This window comes from Mycetocola sp. TRD_SC_2, assembly GCF_055361225.1.
In genome coordinates this window covers 376,244-394,959 of the sequence record NZ_CM143954.1, presented here as the reverse complement: position 1 = coordinate 394,959, position 18,716 = coordinate 376,244, and the positions used below count along the sequence as shown (strand labels likewise).

General features: G+C 64.5%; 15 protein-coding genes. 4 read left to right on the top strand and 11 right to left on the bottom strand.

The features are described from left to right. Positions 1-27: 27 nt before the first annotated feature. The 7 genes from mmsA to ACWA1Q_RS02005 all read right to left on the bottom strand — a co-directional run bounded on the left by mmsA (position 28) and on the right by ACWA1Q_RS02005 (position 9,371). Positions 28-1,557: a multiple monosaccharide ABC transporter ATP-binding protein gene (gene mmsA, locus ACWA1Q_RS02035; RefSeq protein WP_463759097.1), complete on the bottom strand. Its 1,530-nt coding sequence runs from the start codon at positions 1,555-1,557 to the stop codon at positions 28-30. Positions 1,558-1,656: 99 nt separating this feature from the next. Continuing rightward, the gene (gene chvE / locus ACWA1Q_RS02030) at positions 1,657-2,745 is read right to left on the bottom strand and encodes a multiple monosaccharide ABC transporter substrate-binding protein (RefSeq protein ID WP_463760905.1); all 1,089 of its coding nucleotides are present in this window, start codon (positions 2,743-2,745) and stop codon (positions 1,657-1,659) included. 345 nt (positions 2,746-3,090) lie between these two features. Next, the gene (locus ACWA1Q_RS02025; RefSeq protein ID WP_463759095.1) at positions 3,091-4,110 is read right to left on the bottom strand and encodes a LacI family DNA-binding transcriptional regulator; all 1,020 of its coding nucleotides are present in this window, start codon (positions 4,108-4,110) and stop codon (positions 3,091-3,093) included. Positions 4,111-4,248: 138 nt separating this feature from the next. Continuing rightward, positions 4,249-5,697, bottom strand: coding sequence for an MFS transporter (locus ACWA1Q_RS02020; RefSeq protein WP_463759093.1), 1,449 nt, complete (start codon positions 5,695-5,697; stop codon positions 4,249-4,251). A gap of 119 nt (positions 5,698-5,816) precedes the next feature. Next, positions 5,817-6,683 (bottom strand): SDR family oxidoreductase, encoded by an 867-nt coding sequence (locus ACWA1Q_RS02015; protein ID WP_463759092.1) that lies wholly within the window; start codon positions 6,681-6,683, stop codon positions 5,817-5,819. Between the two features lie 77 nt (positions 6,684-6,760). Next, a complete protein-coding gene (locus ACWA1Q_RS02010; RefSeq protein ID WP_463759091.1) occupies positions 6,761-7,972 on the bottom strand; it encodes a cystathionine gamma-synthase in 1,212 nt (403 codons plus the stop codon). A gap of 31 nt (positions 7,973-8,003) precedes the next feature. After that, complete coding sequence (locus tag ACWA1Q_RS02005; protein ID WP_463759089.1) at positions 8,004-9,371, bottom strand: cystathionine beta-synthase; 1,368 nt, start codon at positions 9,369-9,371, stop codon at positions 8,004-8,006. Between the two features lie 297 nt (positions 9,372-9,668). Here ACWA1Q_RS02005 and ACWA1Q_RS02000 point away from each other — a divergent pair, with 297 nt between their 5' ends. From ACWA1Q_RS02000 to ACWA1Q_RS01985, 4 genes are all read left to right on the top strand, one after another. Further along, positions 9,669-10,364 (top strand): DUF3105 domain-containing protein, encoded by a 696-nt coding sequence (locus ACWA1Q_RS02000; protein WP_463759088.1) that lies wholly within the window; start codon positions 9,669-9,671, stop codon positions 10,362-10,364. Between the two features lies 1 nt (position 10,365). Beyond that, positions 10,366-11,079: a DUF305 domain-containing protein gene (locus ACWA1Q_RS01995; RefSeq protein ID WP_463759086.1), complete on the top strand. Its 714-nt coding sequence runs from the start codon at positions 10,366-10,368 to the stop codon at positions 11,077-11,079. A gap of 539 nt (positions 11,080-11,618) precedes the next feature. After that, the gene (locus ACWA1Q_RS01990) at positions 11,619-12,365 is read left to right on the top strand and encodes an endonuclease domain-containing protein (RefSeq protein WP_463759084.1); all 747 of its coding nucleotides are present in this window, start codon (positions 11,619-11,621) and stop codon (positions 12,363-12,365) included. Between the two features lie 108 nt (positions 12,366-12,473). Continuing rightward, positions 12,474-13,280 carry a hypothetical protein gene (locus tag ACWA1Q_RS01985; protein ID WP_463759082.1) on the top strand — a complete coding sequence of 269 codons (807 nt, stop codon included), beginning with the start codon at positions 12,474-12,476 and terminating at the stop codon, positions 13,278-13,280. A 19-nt stretch (positions 13,281-13,299) separates the two neighbouring features. On the opposite strand, the gene ACWA1Q_RS01980 is transcribed toward ACWA1Q_RS01985, so the two are convergent. From ACWA1Q_RS01980 to ACWA1Q_RS01965, 4 genes are all read right to left on the bottom strand, one after another. After that, positions 13,300-15,177, bottom strand: a complete 1,878-nt coding sequence (locus ACWA1Q_RS01980; protein ID WP_463760904.1) for an ABC transporter ATP-binding protein — start codon at positions 15,175-15,177, stop codon at positions 13,300-13,302. Between the two features lie 73 nt (positions 15,178-15,250). Next, a complete protein-coding gene (locus tag ACWA1Q_RS01975) occupies positions 15,251-16,243 on the bottom strand; it encodes a carbohydrate ABC transporter permease (RefSeq protein ID WP_463759080.1) in 993 nt (330 codons plus the stop codon). Beyond that, the gene (locus ACWA1Q_RS01970; RefSeq protein WP_463759079.1) at positions 16,240-17,211 is read right to left on the bottom strand and encodes a carbohydrate ABC transporter permease; all 972 of its coding nucleotides are present in this window, start codon (positions 17,209-17,211) and stop codon (positions 16,240-16,242) included. The genes ACWA1Q_RS01975 and ACWA1Q_RS01970 overlap by 4 nt, the downstream gene beginning before the upstream one ends. A 79-nt stretch (positions 17,212-17,290) precedes the next feature. Next, positions 17,291-18,640, bottom strand: coding sequence for an ABC transporter substrate-binding protein (locus ACWA1Q_RS01965; protein ID WP_463759077.1), 1,350 nt, complete (start codon positions 18,638-18,640; stop codon positions 17,291-17,293). Positions 18,641-18,716 lie beyond the last annotated feature (76 nt).

Genomic DNA, 18,716 nt, shown 5'->3' with positions numbered 1-18,716 from the left:
GGGTTCTCCTTGGTGGTGCCGAGCGCGCTAGCGCGGCTTTTCCATGGTCATGAGCTTGAGAAGGGATTCCGGGTTTGCTTCCTCGATCGGAAGCTGGCCGGTGATGCGTCCCTCGCTGAGGGCGTAGATGCGGTCGCAGATGCCGAGCAGTTCCGGCAGTTCGCTCGAGATGACGATGACACCCTTGCCCTGCGCTGCGAGGGCATTGATGATCGCGTAGATCTCGTACTTCGCGCCGACGTCGATTCCTCGGGTCGGCTCATCGAGGATGAGGACCTCAGGGTCGGAGTAGATCCACTTCGACAGAACGACCTTCTGCTGGTTTCCACCAGAGAGCTTGCCGGTCTTGGCGAGAACGTTCGGAGCCTTGATGTTCATGCTCGTCCGGTAGCCGTTGGCGACCTTGTACTCTTCGTTGTCGTTCACGAGGCCGTTCGACGACAGCTTGTCGAGCGACGCGAGTCCGATGTTCCGCTTGATGTCCTCGAGCAGGTTGAGGCCGTAGTGCTTGCGGTCTTCGGTCGCGTACGCGATGCCGTTCTTGATGGCCTCTGAAACGGTGCGGGTCTTGATCTCCTTGCCGTGCATGAAGACCTTGCCGCTGATCCGGCTGCCGTAGCTGTGTCCGAACAGGCTCATCGCGAACTCGGTGCGCCCGGCGCCCATGAGGCCCGCGATGCCGACGATCTCACCGGCGCGCACGTTGATGCTCACGTCGTCGACCATGACCCGGGTGGGGTCCTGGGGGTGGTGGGCGGTCCAGTCCTCGACCCGCAGGATCTCGTCACCGATGTTCGGCGTGTGATCCGGGTAGCGGTGTTCGAGGTCGCGACCGACCATGTCTTTGATGATGCGCTCTTCCGTGACATCCATTTTCTGGATTGTCTCGATCGTCTTGCCGTCGCGGATCACGGTGACCGTGTCTGCGACCTTTTTGATCTCGTTGAGCTTGTGGCTGATGATGATCGACGTGATTCCCTGCTCCTTGAGGTGCAGGATCAGGTCGAGCAGGTGGTCGGAGTCCTCATCGTTGAGGGCGGCGGTCGGCTCATCGAGGATGAGCAGCTTGACCTTCTTCGACAGCGCCTTGGCGATCTCGACGAGCTGCTGCTTGCCGACACCGATCTGGAGAATCTTGGTGGTCGGGTTCTCTTTGAGGCCGACGCGAGCGAGGAGTGAGGCAGCTTCGTGGTTGGTCTTGTTCCAGTCGATCAGCCCGAATGCTCCCTTCTGCTCGTTGTTGAGAAAAATGTTCTCGGCGATGGAGAGGTGCGGGCTCAGGGCGAGTTCCTGGTGGATGATCACGATGCCCTTGGCCTCGGAGTCCCGGATGTCCTTGAACTCGACCACTTCGTCCTCGAAGACGATGTCGCCGGAGTAGGTCCCGTGCGGGTACACACCCGAGAGGACCTTCATGAGTGTCGACTTGCCCGCGCCGTTCTCGCCGCAGATCGCGTGCACAGTGCCACGCTCAACGTCGAGTGTGACGTCCGATAGTGCTTTCACACCGGGGAACGTCTTGGTGATGCTGCGCATCTCGAGGATGTTTGTGGTCACTTCCGCACCTTCTTCATACCGATTACCTGCTCCGTTCGACCGACTGCCGGTGGGAGAGAATACTCTCCCACCGGCGGCGGGCGTTACTGAAGAAGGGTGTTATCCGATTTCTTCTTCGGTCCAGTAGCCGGACTCGACCAGGACCTCGTTGACGTTGTCCGCGACAACGATCTGCGAGTCGAGGAGGTACGACGGAACGACGAACTTGCCGTTGTCGTAGTCTTCCTCGTTGTTCACCTCAGGCTCTTCGTCGTTCAGAACGGCGATCGTCATTTCGACTGCGGCCGTTGCCAGCTTGCGGGTGTCCTTGAAGATGGTCGCGTACTGCTCGCCCGAGTTGGCGATGGCCTTCACGGAGTCGATTTCAGCGTCCTGACCCGAGATGATGGGCCATTCGTCACCGGTCGTGTAACCAGCGTCGGTCAGAGCCGAGATGATTCCACGGGAGATGCCGTCGTACGGCGACAGAACGCCGTTGACCTTCGAGCCGTCGGAGTAGCTCGACGTCAGGATGTTCTCCATGCGCTTCTGAGCGGTTTCGCCGTCCCAGCGGAGCGTTGCTGCCTGCTCGAAGCTGGTCTGGCCACTCTTGACGACGAGCGTGCCTGCGTCAATAAACGGCTTCAGGGTGTCCTGAGCGCCGTCCCAGAAGAAGGTCGCGTTGTTGTCGTCGGGTGAACCGGCGAACATCTCGATGTTGAACGGGCCAGCGGGTGCGCCGTCGACCGGCTCGCCCTCGAGGTCCGTCAGGCCGAGGCCGTTGAGAACGGACGTAGCCTGCTGGACACCGACCTTGTAGTTGTCGAACGAGGCGTAGTAGCTGACGTTCTCGGTGTCGCGGATGAGACGGTCGTAGGCGATGACCGGGATCTCGGCATCAGCGGCGTCCTGGAGGACCTGCGTCAGCGTGGTTCCGTCGATGGAGGCGATGATCAGGGCTTCCGCGCCCTTGGTGATCATGTTCTCGATCTGTGAGACCTGGGTGGGGATGTCGTCTTCTGCATACTGCAGGTCGACCTTGTAACCCTCAGCCTCGAGCTGCTCCTTGACGGCGTCGCCATCCTGGATCCAGCGCTCGCTCGACTTGGTGGGCATTGCGACGCCGACGAGCTGGCCTGAGCCTGCTGCTTCGCCGTCTCCGCCGCCTGCTCCGCCGCCCTGTGAGCACGCTGCGAGCGACACGACCATTGCGCCGGCCGCGAGTGTCGCGATGACAATCTTCTTCACTGTGTTTACCTCTCTGTAATCGGTGCCATGGACGTCTTTGTCGCCTGAAATTTCAGACAGGTGCGGTTTCCGTACGAGCAGGCTGCGTCCATGAATGCCACGCTCGATCCCTTCGCCGGAACGAAGGGAGGTGGGGAACCGTGAAAAAGGTGTGGGGGTTTCTCTGCCGATTTCGCACACCAGCGATTTCGACTGTTGCAATGTGACCGTTCACATTGTCGTCACATGTTACGCAGAAAACCGCCGTCTGTGTCAAGTTGCAAGATCTCGGTTTGGTAACCGCCGCCGGATGCCGTATCCCGCGAGTCAAAACGACGGGCGCGCCGTCGACGCGCGAACAATGAGTTCCGGCTGGATTCTGCCGGTGTATCCGGCCGCCCCGTCGTCCATCGTCCCCAGAAGCTGGGCGACGCAGCGTCTCCCCAGTTCGGGGAAATCCTGCTTCACCGTGGTGAGAGGAGGCCAGAAGTGGGCTGCTTCGGGAATGTCATCGAAGCCGACGATGGAGACGTCGTGCGGCACGTCCTGGCCCGCATCACGGATCGCGTGCATCAGCCCGAGCGCCATCTGGTCGTTGGAGGAGAAGATCGCGGTGAAGTCGCGGACCCGCATGAGTTCACGTCCGGCGTAGTAACCGAACTCGGCTGACCAGTCGCCGAGGATCGGAGCCGTCGTCGGAACATCCTGCGCGTTCATCTCCTCGAGGAACCCGCGCATCCGTGCTTCCGCCTCGATCCAGTCCTGGGGACCGGCGAGGTGGTAGATATTCCGGTGACCGAGTTCGATGAGGTGACGGGTCGCCAGCCGGGCGCCGGCGACCTGGTCGACGGCGACGGCGTGGTCGTCGGTGCCCTCACTCGTGTTCATCGTCACGAACGGCACGCGGAGGTCGAGGTTGGAGATGGCGCGGAAGACCCGCACCTGGGGCGCGATGATCACGAGTCCCTCGATGGCCTGCGCGTTGAGGTGGTTGAGTGCGGTCAGGATCGACGACTCATCCGTCTTCGTGATGTTTGCGGTCGAAACGAGGTAACCGGCATCCTGCGCCGCGCTCTCGATGCTCTGGATGATGCTCGACGGCCCGTATTGCGAGCGCTGGGACGCCAGCACGCCGATGGTGCGTGAGCGGCTGGTGACGAGGGCCCTCGCCGCGCGATTGGGGCGGTATTGCAGGTCGTTCATCACGTCGAGCACGCGCTGCTTCGTCGAATCACGGATGCTCGGGTGATCGTTGAGCACGCGGGAGACGGTCTGGTGACTCACCCCGGCGAGGCGTGCGACGTCGCGGATGTTCGGCGCTTTGCTTCTGTCGACGCTGTCTGTCACCGGAACACCCTTGAATCCATGTGCACGGTCACATCCGCGCCAGTACGTCAATTATGCACGGTGCGAACTGGAGCGCGAGCGGGGGCTCTTCGCGTCGGAACCCGATGTGACACCGAATGTGACGACCTGGGTCGGTTGTCACACACCTGTCACATCGACACGGGCCTCCCGCTGCTCCGGCGCACGGACGCCGGTTCCGACGCGAGACCCGAGGCCGAGCGACAGAACTGACAGCAGGGCAGCGAGGGCGAAACATCCGGCGAACGGCCACGCGCCGCCGAGACCGAGGAGCGCCGCGAAGACGATGCCGGTCGACGCGAGGGCGAGAGCGCCGCCGAGGGAATCGGCGATCGACAATGCTGAGCTGTTGAAGCCCTGGTCGCGTTCTGACGAGTACGACAGCGTCATCACACTGAGCCGCGGATACATGAGTCCCATCCCCGCTCCGCCGAACAGCCAGCCTCCGATGATGACGGCCGGGTGCAGTTCAGCGGCGGCCGTCACGACCGCCAGCAGGATGGCGAGGAGTACGAGGGCGGTGCCGATGCGCATCGCATTCACCGAACTGAGCGAGCTTACGAGTTTGCCCTGCAGCCATGATGCACCGGCCCAGGTCAGCGCGGCGCCGGTGAGGGCGAGCCCGGAGAGCGCGGCCGAGAAGTCGTAGCGCTCCGCGAGCAGGTACGGAATGTAGACCTCGGCCCCGAAGAACGCGGCGGCCACGAGCCCGCGAAGGAGAATGACGGTCGGAAGCCCGCGTGCGGCGCGGAGCGACCCCGGAGGCAGGAGCGGGCGCACCGCCACGAGCGCAACAGCGATCGCGGCGACGGCGACGATCCCGATGAGCGCCCCGTCGAGACGCGCGGAGAGGTTGAGGCCGAGCACCGCTACGGCGGCGAGCACGGCCCACGCAACCTTGCCGAAAGCCCAGGCGGGCTTGTCGGCCGCTGCGTCCTGGGAGCCGCCGCGGAGCATCCGCAGTGCAGGAACGACCATGAGCATCGCGAGAAGCACGAGGCCGACGACTCCGAGGAACACCCAGTGCCAGCTCGTGAGTTCGGCGACGACGCCGGCGGCGAACGGGCCGACGAGCGAGGGAACGACCCACGCGGCGGCGAACCCGGCGAAGATGCGGGCATGCAGCGCAGGAGGGTAGATGCGGGCGACCACGACGTAGAGGGCGACGTTCATGGCGCCGGATCCGAGCCCCTGCACCAGCCGGCCGATGAGGAACACCGTCATGTCGGTGGCGAGGCCACAGATGAACAGGCCGATGATGAACACGGCTACCGAGGAGACGAGCGGCGCGACAGGACCGTTGCGGTCAGACCAGTTGCCGGCGAACACCATACCGATCACCCCGGTGGCGAGCGGCCCGGCGAAGGCGAGCGCGTAGAGCGCAGCACCGTCGAGGTCTGCGCTCACGAGCGGCATGATCGTCGTTACCGCGAGCGATTCGAACGCGGCGAGGAATACGAGGGCGCACGCCCCGATCGTCACCCACAGGTAGGGCAGCAAGAAGATCCCGGGGAGCGCGTCCGGGTCCCGGCTCGCGGACGCCGCTCCGGGAGGGGTGTCGGAAGTCACCCGTCGAGCTTATTCGCTTCCAGCCCCCTTACGCGTGGGCATTTCACGCCTTCGAGGAACGCAAACCGCTGCCAAACCGGCAGCGCAGAGCAGTTTGCGTCCCTCGAAGGGTACTGGCGTCAGTTCGGTGAACCGCCGGAGACCACGAGCGTTGCTCCACTGGTGTAGCTGGCGTCCGCGCTCGCGAAGTAGACGTACGCGCCGGCGATCTCGGCTGGCTGGCCGGGGCGACCATACGGGGTGTCTGATCCGAACCCGCCCAGGTCGTCGGCGTCGCTGGCCGAGTCCGGCTGGAGGTTGGTCCAGAACGGACCCGGGAGTACCGCGTTGACGCGGATGCCACGGGGAGCGAGCTGCTGCGCGAGCGCCTTCGTGAAGGTGACGATCGCACCCTTCGTGGCCGCGTAGTCGAGCTTGTCCGCCGACGGCTTATTGGCCTGGACGCTGCTCGTCGTGATGATGCTGCCACCGGCAGGAATGTGCTCGAGGGCTGCCTTGGTGAGCCAGTAGAGCGAGTACACGTTGGTGCGGAAGGTGAGGTCGATCTGGTCGGTCTCGAGGTCGAGGATGTCTGGCACGTTGTTCTGGTAGCCGGCGACCATCACGAGGGTGTCGAGTCCGCCGAGTTTCTCCGCGGCGGCCGCGATGGCATCCGTGCATTCTTTCTCGTCCGAGATATCGACCTGCAGCGACGCCGCGGTGACCCCGGCCTTCTCGATGTCGGCGAGCGCTTCGGCAGCACCCTCCTCGTCACTGTGGAACGTGAACACCACGTCTGCGCCTTCGCGGGCGAACGCCAGAGCTGTTGCGCGACCGAGGCCGGAGTTCCCGCCGGTGATGAACGCCTTCCTGCCTTTCAGCCGCGCGTTGCCGCTGTAGGTCTCCTCGCCGTGGTCGGGCTTCGGCGACATGACCGGTTCGTCGCCCGAGTCGTCGGCTTCGAAGGGTGGACGTGGGTACTGGTCGAGTGGGTTCTGGAGGTCCATTGCCCCAGTAGACACGTCGAGTCACGCCGGGGTCCACCCCCTGCGAAAAACGGCCGAGCTGCTCTACGATTCACCGCTCAGCGCTTCTTGAGCGCCTTGCCGATGGCGCGGTCGACATCGGTGAGCAGGTCATCGACCGACTCGAGTCCGACCGACAGGCGGATGACGTTCCCGGGCACGGCAAGCTCTGTCCCCGCGACGGACGCGTGGGTCATCTCAGCCGGGTAGTTCACGAGCGACTCGATCCCACCGAGCGACTCGGCGAGCTGGAACACCCGCGTCGACTCCGCGAACTTGCGCGCGACCTTCTCGCCGCCTGCGAAGGCGAGCGACAGCATCCCGCCGAATCGTGACATCTGGGTCCCCGCGAGCGAGTGTCCCGGGTGCGATTCGAGGCCGGGGTAGTACACGGTCTCGATGGCGGAGTGCTCGGAGAAGTACTCGGCGATCGCCTGTGCGTTGTCGCTGTGGCGCTGCATCCGCACGTCGAGGGTCTTGATGCCGCGGCTGGTGAGGAACGCGTCCATCGGTGCCGAGACAGCGCCGGCGGCGAACTGCATGAAGCGGACCTTCTCGTGCATCTCGTCGTCGTTGAGCACGAGTGCGCCGCCGATGACGTCGGAGTGCCCACCGAGGTACTTGGTGGTGGAGTGCACAACGACGTCGGCGCCGAGGGCCAGCGGGTTCTGCAGCGCGGGTGAGGCAAACGTGTTGTCGACGACGACGGTGAGCCCGGCAGCGTGACCGATCTCGGCCAGCTCGGCGATGTCGGTGATCTTCATCAGCGGGTTCGACGGGGTCTCGACCCAGAGCACACGCGTGTTCTCGGTGATCGCCGACTGCACGGTGCGGAGGTTCGACATGTCGACCACGCTGTGGGTGACGCCCCACGCGCCGAAGATGCGCGCAATGAGGCGGTACGTTCCGCCGTACGCGTCGTTGCCGAGCACGATGTGATCGCCAGGCTTGAGGATGCCACGGAGCAGGGCGTCTTCGGCGGCGAGGCCGGATGCGAACGAGAGCCCGTGTTTGCCTCCCTCGAGCGCTGCGAGCTGCTCTTCGAGCCCGTTGCGGGTCGGGTTTCCGCCGCGACCGTACTCGAAGCCGTTTCTGAGCCCGCCGATGTGGGTCTGCACAAAGGTCGACGACTGGTAGATCGGCGGGATGACGGCGCCGGTCGTCGGGTCGAAGTCCTGGCCGGCGTGGATCGCGCGGGTCGCGAATCCGGAGTTCCTGCTCTTCTTGTTCTTTTTGTTCTTGTTCTTCTTGTCGTTCTGGTCGGAGCTCATGGGGTTTTCCTCGTCGTCGTCATTCGCGGGGTCAGTCGCTGAGCGAAGTCAGCAGGTCCTGGCGGGTGAGCACGGCGTCCGGCTTGCCGTCGCGGGTCACCATGAGGGCGTCGGATGCCGTCAGCGCGAGTCGCGCTGCGGCCAGCGAGTCACCGGATCCGATGATCGGCAGCGGGGCCTGGGTGACGGTTGCGATGGCATCCGTCAGCTTCGCATCCCCGGTGAAGACGCTGTCGAGAAGGGAACTCTCCGAGACCGAACCGACGACCTCGCCCATGACGACGGGAGGTTCGGCGCTGAGGACGGGGAGCTGTGACACACCATGCTCGGCCATGATGCCGATCGCGTCGTGCAGCGTGTCTGTTGGGTGCACGTGCAGGAACGCGGGAAGGTCCCCACCCTTGGCGCTGATCACGTCTCCGACGGTCCGCTCCCCCTCGGTGTGGTCGATGAAGCCGTGCGAGCGCATCCACGAGTCGTTGAAGATCTTGGCGAGGTAGCCACGGCCGCCATCGGGCAGCAGCACAACGACGACGTCGTCTTCGCTGAGGCTCTCCGCCGCCTTGAGCGCGGCAACGACGGCCATGCCGCTCGATCCGCCGACGAGGAGGCCCTCTTCGAGCGCGAGCCGGCGGGTCATGGCGAAGGATTCGGCATCATTCACAGCGATGACCTCGTGAACGACACCGGGGTCGTATGCGCCTGGCCACATGTCTTCGCCGACACCCTCGACGAGGTACGGGCGCCCGGTGCCGCCGGAGTAGACCGAGCCCTCGGGGTCAGCGCCGATGATGCGCACGGTTCCGTTGGACGCTTCGCGGAGGAAGCGGCCGGTTCCCGTGATGGTTCCACCGGTTCCGACGCCGGCGACGAAGTGGGTGAGCTTGCCCTCGGTGTCATTCCAGATCTCGGGGCCGGTGGTCTCGTAGTGACTCAGCGGACCGTTCTGGTTGAAGTACTGGTTCGGCTTGAATGCGCCAGGAATCTCGGCGGCGAGCCGGTCGGAGACGCTGTAGTACGACTCGGGGGACTCGGGCGCGACCGACGTCGGCGTGACGACGACCTCGGCGCCGTAGGCGGTGAGCACGTTGCGCTTCTCTTCACCGACCTTGTCTGGCACGACGAAGATGCAGCGGTACCCGCGCTGCTGCGCGATGAGGGCGAGGCCGACTCCGGTGTTTCCACTCGTCGGTTCGACGATGGTGCCGCCTGGCTTCAGCTCACCGGATGCCTCGGCAGCGTCGAGAATGCGCGCCGCGATGCGGTCCTTCACACTGCCGCCGGGGTTGAGGTACTCGACCTTCGCCAGCACAGTGGCACGGGTGCCGTCGGTCACTCGGTTGAGCCGGACCAGCGGGGTGTTTCCCACGAGGTCGACGATGCTCTCTGCGTACTTCACGTTCGTCCGTTCGGTGATGGGTTTTCGTTCGGGTTCGCTCAGGAGGTGCAACCCGGTGCGGCTTGTGGCCGCCGATTCGAGCCTAGCCGCTGCCTCCGTTCTGTTACAGGGCGTGATGCTCTCTCGACGTGACCGTCCCGCTCGGCCAGCCTCGCGGCATCCGCTCTGGCGCCCGCTTGCATCCGTCTCACCGCGTGCTCCCAGCAAACCCCATTCCGGGCCCATAAACTGGAGACGCCCGGACCCCATGCGAGCGTATGGACGAGAACCCGGGTTCCCACACCACGAGAGGCCACTGTGACCCCGCGAAGCGATTCCCCCGGCAGCAAGAGCGGCAACCCTGCGAGACAGCTGACCATCAAGGAGCAGCGGGCCGAGCAGCGTGCCCAGAAGGTCGAAGCGTTCAAGCGGGAGCAGGCGAAGAAGCGTCGCGCCAAGAAGATCGGCATCATCACCGCTGTCGTCGCCGGTGTAGCGATCGTTGGGTTGCTCGTCGCCTCGCTGATCCTCACGCAGCCGAAAAACGCCTCGTACACCGCCGGTGGTTCCGGCGCCGAGATCGAGGGCGTCGAAACCTTCGAGAACACGAACAACCACGTCGAGACTGCTGTGCAGTACCCGCAGACTCCCCCCGCCGGTGGCGACCACAACCCGGCCTGGCTGAACTGTGGCATCTACACCGAGGTCCAGCCGAGCGAGAATGCCGTGCACTCCCTCGAGCACGGTGCGATCTGGGTCACCTATGACCCGTCGATCTCGGACGAGGAGCTTGACTTGCTGAAGACCAAGCTTCCCTCCACCTACGTGATCCTGTCTCCGTTCGAAGACCTCCCGGCCCCGATCGTTCTCTCCGGCTGGGACGTCCAGCTTCAGGTCGACGAGGCCTCTGACGAGCGCATCGGCGAGTTCTTCGAGGAGTACTGGAAGAGCGAGAACGTTCCGGAACCCGGCGCACTCTGCACCGGCGCGGTCGACGGTCCGGGCAAGGCGTAAGTTGGCTGGCGTCGAGTTCGAGACGGATGCTGCGGCATCTGCTGACGAGTCGACTCCCGTCTCGAGGCGGCGCTCCCCACTCGCACTCCTCGCGCTCGCCCTTGTCGCTGTCGTCGTTGTCGGCATCGTCGCGTTTTCGGTCGGACGGTTGTCGACGCTCGGTGATCCGACGCCGACGACCGACAGCGCTGAGGCAGGCTTTGCGCGCGACATGCAGACGCACCACAACCAGGGCGTCGAGCTGTCGATGATCATTCGTGATCTCACCGACGACCCCGACGTGCGGCTGCTCGCCTACGACATCGCGACCACGCAGGGTGCACAGTCAGGCATGATGCAGGGCTGGCTCAGCGTCTGGGGTCTTCCCGCGCACTCCACCGAACCGGAGATGACGTGGATGATGCGGCCGACGCTCGAGGGCGACGGACACAACCACGGATCCGGTGAAAGCGCCCACGAGCCGGGCGAGCCGATGCCGGGGCTCGCGACGCAGGAGCAGATCACCGAGCTGAAGGGCCTCACCGGAGTTGCCGCCGAGCGGATGTTCCTCGAACTCATGATCGCCCACCATCAGGGTGCGATCGACATGGCGGAGGCTCTGCTCGACCGCAGCACGAACTCCACCGTCCGCACCTTCTCGATCGGCGTGGTGAAGAGCCAGGACTCGGAGATCGACCTGATGGAGTCGATGCTCGAGGAGCGCCCCGCGCCGTAGGGACCCGTGCCGTGGGTGCGTGCGGGTGCGCCCCGACCGTGTACGCGCGCCGTTCCGGATGTCCGCGCCCGCGGCATCCGTTCACTTGTCACTAACGCGGGTAAAAACGCGAAGTTATCCGCGTTAGCGACCGCCGAACCGCGCCGCCCCCTCGTCCGTCGGCTTCAGTTGTCACTAACGCAGCTAAAAACGCGACTTTGCCCGCATTAGCGACCACCGAACCAACCTGGGAGGCGGATGCTGTCGTCCACAGGACGCAATTCATCCACCGATTCTTCGTCGGCCACTGTGGTGGACAGAGACGATGACAATGTTGACGGATGCCAACACGCCGGCCACTCCCACCGCAACTTCCAGTCACATTTACCGTCAGCGAAGCTCGAGATTTCGGTCTCAACCGTTGGCGGCTTGGCGGGCCAGACCTCGAGCGCCCATTCCGCGGTGTACGTTCCCGGCAGGTCGCCGCTCCTCCTCTCTCCGACCCGGCCGACGCGAGTCGTATGGAGGTGCGCCGTCTCGCACAGGCGTACGCCCTGCGAATGCAGCCTTCGGAGTTCTTCAGCCACACCACTGCGGCCGTGCTGTGGGACGTTCCGCTTCCGCGACTGACCGATTCAGTCCTTGATGTGAGCGTTCCGAAGCCGCAGCGCGCCCCGCGGAGCATCGGCGTTCGGGGACATCAGGCACATCCGCAGCTCGTCCACGTCACCACCCGGAGCGGACTCCGCCTCACCACCCCCGCATCCACGTGGGCGAGCCTCGGCCCGCTCCTTCACCCGTACGATCTCGTGGCCGCGGGCGACGCCATCGTCTGCCAGCGCACTCCGTCGGCCGGCAACGGCAGCGCCCAGCCGCCCCTCGCCACGCTGGACCAACTCCGTGCTGCAATCGACGCCGGCCGTCGCCCCGGGGTGGGCGCCCTCCGCGACGCGATCGGGCGCATCCGCACCGGGTCGTGGTCCCGCCTCGAGACTTGGGTGCGACTCATCCTCATTGACGCAGGCCTCCCCGAGCCGTTGCTCAACGTCGACGCTTTCGACGACGCGGGCCACTTCCTCGGATGCGTCGACCTCGCCTACCCGGACCTCAAGATCGCGATCGAATACGAGGGCGCGCACCACTGGCAGACAGCCGGCCAGATCCAGCGAGACATCGACCGGCTCGAACGACTCGTCGAAAACGGATGGCGCATCGTGCGCCTCACCAAACGTCACGTCTTCTCCGATCCGGCCGAGGTGGTGCGGCGCGTGTCCGTCGCACGGGAGCAGCGGGCGGCACGGCGCTAGCTCCCGGCAGAGCACCCCCCGATCGTGTGCTCGCGACACGCACCCGCACCACGCTAGCCTCAGGCTCAACGGCGTTCGCCGATTTCCCCAAGCCCGCGAGGAGGCGGCGTGGTACCGAGGGCAGAGCGGCGATGGGCCGCCACGATTGCGGCAACCCTCGTCCTGGTCCTGAGCGGGTGTACCCCCGAGGCCGCCTGGATGACGGCACCGTCGGTGTCACCGACACCGACACCGACACCGACAGCATCCGAAAGAACATCGCCGAAACCCACCATCCCTCCCCCCGTCCTCGAGGTGGGACGGGTCGTTGCGACGGGAACCCTGGTCGGAGACGGTCGGGTCTCCGGGGACGTCGACGTGCGGGTGACCGGTAACGGCACCTATGAGTTGCGGCTGCTCGACCTGCGCACAACCGTCAGCGGTGACATCGAGGTGAGCTGGATGCCAGGCGCCGTAAAGCCCTCTGCGTGCCGGGGGTACCGAATGTCGTTCGGCACGATGGCCCCCGAAGACGATGGCGGCGTCTTCGGGGTCGGCAAGGATCCGACCCGTGGTGACCCCAGCTACTTCCGCACCGTCCTCCTGACACAGTCGGATGAGGCCGCTTTCGAGGGTGGTTGTCACCACTGGGTCCTCGCCATGGCCACGCTGACATGGACACTCCCCAACATGCGACCCGGCTTGGTCGTCAAGGACTCCGGGCGCACCGGCGGCGCATCGGGTCACGTGGCACTCGTTGACGGCGTGCCGCGCAGCTACACCGTCAGTCGCAACGATCTCTTCAGGGAGGTCGCCGCTCGATTCGGGGTCACCGTTTCCGACATCCTCTACCTCAATCCCACACGCGCCCGGGGTCCGCAGAAATCGCTCCTGGAGACGGGCGAGATCCTCAACCTCAGCAAGGATCACCGCTGAGACGGATGCTCCGCGGCCCTCAGTCGACGAGGGGCCGGCTCCCCAGCTGTTCCTCGAACATGCGCGCATACGTTCCGTCGAGGGCGAGAAGCTCCGCGTGCGTTCCCGTCTCGGCGATCCGCCCGGCCTCGACCACGAAGATCACGTCAGCCTTCACGATCGTCGACAGCCGGTGAGCGATCGCGATGGTGGTTCGCCCAGCGGATGCCGCCTCCAACGCCCTCTGGACGACCCGCTCCGAGATCGTATCCAAAGCGCTCGTGGCCTCGTCGAGCACGAGCACCGCCGGGTCCTTGAGCATCACCCGGGCGATCGCGATGCGCTGCTTCTCTCCTCCGGAGAGACGATAGCCGCGCTCACCGACGATGGTGTCGTAGCCCTCTTCAAACGAGGCAATCGTGTCGTGGATGTTCGCAGCCCGCGCCGCTTTCTCCAGCTCCGCGTCCGTGGCATCCGGTTTCGCGTAGCGAAGATTCTCGGCGATGCTCGCGTGGAACAGGTAGGTCTCCTGGCTCACGATCCCGATGTTCGAGACCAGCGACTCGGCCTGCAGCTCGCGCACGTCGGTACCCGCGAACAGCACTCGCCCGCCGGTCGCGTCATAAAACCGGGGCACGAGGTACGACACCGTCGTTTTGCCAGCCCCACTCGGGCCGACGAACGCCGCGAACTCCCCCGGTGCAATTGAGAACGAGACTTCGTCGAGCGTCGGGCGTGAATCCGGTGTGGCATCCGGGTAGCGGAAGGTGACCCGCTCGAACTCGACGCGACCGAGCGAGTCGCTGCGCGGATCGACCGTCACGGCATCCGCTCGGTCCGAGATGGTGGGTGTGAGATCGAGATACTCGAAGATGCGGGCGAACAGGGCGCCGGATGTCTGCAGGTCCAGTCCCACTCGCATGAGCGCCATGAGCGGGAAGAGAAGCCGTGACTGCACGGTCGTGAACGCCACGATCGCACCGGCGGTGATGTCGGTGGCCCCGCCCGTGACGAGGAAACCGGCGACGAGGTAGACAATGGCGGGGATCGACGACAGGAAGATGTTGACCATGGCGAAGAACCACTGGCCGCTCATCGTCTGCTTCACCTGGAGGTCGACCTGCTCGTCGTTCGACCGCTCGTAGCGTCGAATCTCGGTCGGCTGCTGGTTGAAGCTCTTCGAGAGCAGCACGCCCGACACGCTCAGTGTCTCCTGCGTGATGGCCGTCATGTCCGACAGCGACTCCTGCGTCTTGGTGGCGATCCGCGCCCGGACCTGCCCCACCCGGCGCTGGGCGATCACGAGGATCGGCATGAGGATGAGGGCGACGACGGTGAGCTGCCAGTTGATCAGCACCATGGCGACGAAGGCGGCAAGCACGGTGACGGTGTTGCCGAGCACGCTCGAAATGGTGTTGCTCAGCGCACCGGCGACACCGCCGACATCGTTCTGCAGGCGAGACTGGATGACACCGGTCTTGGTGCGGGTGAAGAAGCTCAGCTCCATCGACTGGAGCCGGCGGAAGAGCGCGACCCGCAGCTCGCCCATAACAGTGTTTCCGACGGTCGCGGTGAGCCAGGTCTGCCAGACGCCGAGGCCTGTGGCGAGCACGAAGATGCCGACCATAACCGCCACGATCCGGGTCAGGGCGGGCATATTGGGTCCGCCCTCGGGCGGGAAGAGCCCCACGTCGAAGGCTTGCTCGACGAGCAGGGGCGGGATCACGCTCAGCGCGGCCCCGACGAGAACGAGCACCACCGTGAGGGCGATCTTCGCCTTGTGCGGAGCGAAGAGAGCAGCAACCCGCGAGAACAGGTTCGGAATTTTCGGCGCCGCTGCGTTCACCGCGCGTTGGGCTTCTTCGTCGCCACCACCACGCATCCGGCCGCCGCCACCCCGGCCGCCGCCGCCATGCATACTCATGGACTCACCCTAACCCCGGCATTCAGTGCGGAATGCCGGGGTTCGGATAGTGAGAGAATGCGCGGGATTACCCCTTCGTGGCGCCGGCGAGGAGGCCACGCACGAAGTACCGCTGCAGGCTGAAGAACACGATCAGCGGAACGATGAGTGACACGAACGCCGCCGCCGTCAGTCGTTGCCAGTCCTGGCCTCGCGTACCGGTGAGCTCCGCGAGTCGCTGGGTGAGCGGCGCGACATCCGCCGTTCCGCCCGAGAAGATCAGCGCCACAAGCAGATCATTCCACACCCAGAGGAACTGGAAGATGGCAACGGATGCGATCGCCGGGAGGGCGAGAGGGAGGACAATCCGGAAGAAGATCTGCCCGGGGTTTGCACCATCGACGCGTGCGGCTTCGATGACCTCTCCCGGAACCTCCGAAATGAAGTTGTGCAGCAGGAAGATGATGAGCGGAAGCCCGAACATCGTGTGGGCGATCCACACCGGCAGGTAGTTCTGCTCGGGGATCATCGGGATCACATCGTGAAGACCGTTCTGCAGCGGACGCAGGAACTGCGTGAACATCTGCAACAGCGGCAGGAGAGCCATCTGCAGTGGAACGATCTGCAGCGCGAAGACGAGGATGAACAGCCAGTTCGATCCCTTGAACTTCATCCAGGCGAACGCATAGGCGGCCATCGCGCCGAGGATCAGCGGGAAGATCGTTCCGGGGATCGCGATCGCGAGCGAGTTGACGAAGTACGAGCCGAGCTGCGGTGACGACTGCGACGACGAGAAGAGCACTTCTGCGTAGTTATCGAAGGTGAAGCCCGGGTTCTGGAAGATCGTCCACCAGCCGGTCCGCTGAATGAGCTCTGCCGGCCGGAACGAGGAGACGAACAGACCGAACGTCGGAATCGTCCAGACCACCGCAATGATCAGCGAGACGATCGTCGCCGTGCGAGAGGTCAGGCGTCGCTTCACCCGGCGTGACTTCGTTCCGACCTCGATGTCGGCGCCCTTGTCGAGCTTCTTCCCGGTGTCGGTGTCGGTCGTGGTGGGCACAATCGGTGTCGTGCTCATCGGATCTCCCTCTGCTTCCGCATGACTCGGATGTTGTAGATGACGATCGGCAGCACCAGCACGAAGAGCACGAGTGCGAGGGCCGACCCGCGCCCGGGTTCGGCCGCGCGGAACGCCTGGGTGTACATCTCGTTCGCGATGACGCTGGTGTTGAAGTTTCCGGCGGTCATCGTACGCACGATGTCGAACACCTTGAGTGTTGCGATGGAAATAGTTGTGATGACGACGACAAGCGAACCGCGGATGCCGGGGAGCGTCACGTTCCTGAATCGCTGCCACGGGTTCGTTCCGTCGATTTCTGCGGCTTCGAGCTGCTCGACGGGAACGGCCTTGATGGCAGCCGAGAGAACGACCATGGCGAAACCGGTCTGGATCCAGATCATCACGATGATGAGAAGGAAGGTGTTGATCGGACTGGTCTGCAGCCATTGCACGGGTTCTCCACCGAACCAGACCACGATCTGGTTGAGAAGTCCGATCTGCTCGCTACCGGACTGGCGGTAGTCGTAGACGAACTTCCAGATGATGCCGGCGCCGACCATGGAGATTGCCATCGGCATGAACACGAGGACCTTGTAGATTTTCTCACCGCGGGACTTGTCGATGAAGACCGCGTAGGCCAGCCCAACAATGGTGGAGACGATCGGTACCAGCAGGACCCAGATCACCGTATTGATGAGCGTGTTGACGATGGCCGGCTGGGTAAACATCCAGACAAAGTTGTCGAGACCGTTGAACTCACCGGTGTTGTTGGTGAACGCGAGAAGGCTCGTCCGGATGGCCGGGTAAATGAGCCCGAGGAAGACGAGGATCAGCGCGGGGGCCAGGAACACGGCCAGCTGCCCGTAGTCTTTGCCGCGCTTCGGCGCTCTGTCAAGGAAGAAGAAAAGGAGGCCGATGATGGCGGCAAAGATAGCGAGACCACCCACCACCTGGATGATCTTGCCGATGAGGTCAGCGGTCGTCATGAAACTGCGCCTTTCCGAGAAGGGAGATTACGGGCGGGGCCGCCGGAAGGCGACCCCGCCCGTAGTCGGGAGTGAACAGTTAGCTCTTCGGCCAGCTGCTTTCGATCGCGTCGACCGTCTCCTGGGTGCTGTCGCCGGAGATCCAGGCGACGATGCCCTTGAAGAACGAGTCGGCACCGACCGCTGCCGGCATGAGGTCAGAACCGTCGAAGCGGAACACGGCATTCTCGTCTTGGAGAATTTCGATACTCTGCTTCAGCACGTCACTGGATGCGTTCTCGGAGTCGAGGCCCTTGTTGGCGCTGATGACACCGCCGAGCTTGACCCGGTTGTTCGCCCAGGTGTCACTCGAGAGGTAGGCACGAACCGCGTCGACCTCTTCACCCTCGGTGAACGCGACGGGGAACTCTCCACCGCCGGTCACAGCCTTCTCACCGTCGGCTTCAACCGAAGGGAGCAGGAATGCGAAGACGTCGCCGTCGGGGCTGACTTCGGTTCCCTCGGGCCAGAAGCCCTCGTAGAACGATGCCTGGTGGTGCAGTGAGCAGGTGCCATCAAGGATCGGCAGGCCCGCATCGCCGAACTCGGTGGAGATCACGCTGGAGACGTCGCCGAGTCCTCCGTTGACCATGTCGGGGTTCTTCACGATTTCGCCGACGGCGTCGAAGGCTTCGACGATCTGCGGGTCGTTGAATGGGATCTCGTGGTTGATCCACTGGTCGTAGACCTCGGGGCCTGACTGGCGGAGGACGTAGTCCTCGATCCAGTCGGTGCCCGGCCAGCCGGTGGCGTCACCGGAGCCGAGTCCCACGCACCATGGCTTGTGGTCACCCTCTGCTGCGATCGTCTCGCTGAGCTCGGTGAGCTCGTCGAGGGTGGTGGGCACTTCGTACCCCTTCTCCTCGAATTCCGCCGGTGAGTACCAGACGTAACCCTTGATGCTCGCCATCAGCGGAGCGGAGTAGAAGGTTCCGTCGTGGCTCCCGTAGCCCTTCCAGTCTTCGCCCCAGAACTCGTCGACGTTCGATTCGACGGCTTCGGGGGCCTCGATCAGCCATCCTCCGGCGGCGAGCCGCTGGAGCAGACCGGGCTGTGGAACGATTCCGATGTCAGGGGCGTTGCCTGCTTCTGCGAGCACAGCGATCTGCGCCTCGAATTCCTTGGTGCCCTGGTAAGCCACGTCGATACCTGTGCAGGTCGCGAAGTCAGCCCAGGACTCGACGAGCCGGTCGGCCTCGGCGTCGAGAATCGTTCCGCCGATGGTGACTTCGGGGTTGTCGTCGAAAGTGCCGTACGCCTCGTAGTCGGCGCAGTCCGTGTCGGCCTTGTCCCCGGCCGCGACGTCGCCGGTACAGCCGGTGAGTGCGAGACCGACGATGCCGGCTGCCGCGAGCGGCGCCAGGATGCGGCGATGGGTCTTGAAGCTCATCTCTGTTCTCCTCGTTGAGTGTGATTGTTCTCGGGCTGAAGCTGTGGACCTCGCCCCGCTGGTGCATGCCGGCACC

Excerpts from the sequence above, each read along its gene's own strand:
- chvE (WP_463760905.1), bottom strand. The coding sequence starts at position 2,745 with ATGGTCGTGTCGCTCGCAGCGTGCTCACAGGGCGGCGGAGCAGGCGGC.
- ACWA1Q_RS02015 (WP_463759092.1), bottom strand. The coding sequence starts at position 6,683 with ATGGACCTCCAGAACCCACTCGACCAGTACCCACGTCCACCCTTCGAA.
- ACWA1Q_RS02010 (WP_463759091.1), bottom strand. The coding sequence starts at position 7,972 with ATGAGCTCCGACCAGAACGACAAGAAGAACAAGAACAAAAAGAACAAG.
- ACWA1Q_RS01990 (WP_463759084.1), top strand. The coding sequence starts at position 11,619 with ATGCAGCCTTCGGAGTTCTTCAGCCACACCACTGCGGCCGTGCTGTGG.
- ACWA1Q_RS01980 (WP_463760904.1), bottom strand. The coding sequence starts at position 15,177 with ATGCATGGCGGCGGCGGCCGGGGTGGCGGCGGCCGGATGCGTGGTGGT.
- ACWA1Q_RS01975 (WP_463759080.1), bottom strand. The coding sequence starts at position 16,243 with ATGAGCACGACACCGATTGTGCCCACCACGACCGACACCGACACCGGG.
- ACWA1Q_RS01970 (WP_463759079.1), bottom strand. The coding sequence starts at position 17,211 with ATGACGACCGCTGACCTCATCGGCAAGATCATCCAGGTGGTGGGTGGT.
- ACWA1Q_RS01965 (WP_463759077.1), bottom strand. The coding sequence starts at position 18,640 with ATGAGCTTCAAGACCCATCGCCGCATCCTGGCGCCGCTCGCGGCAGCC.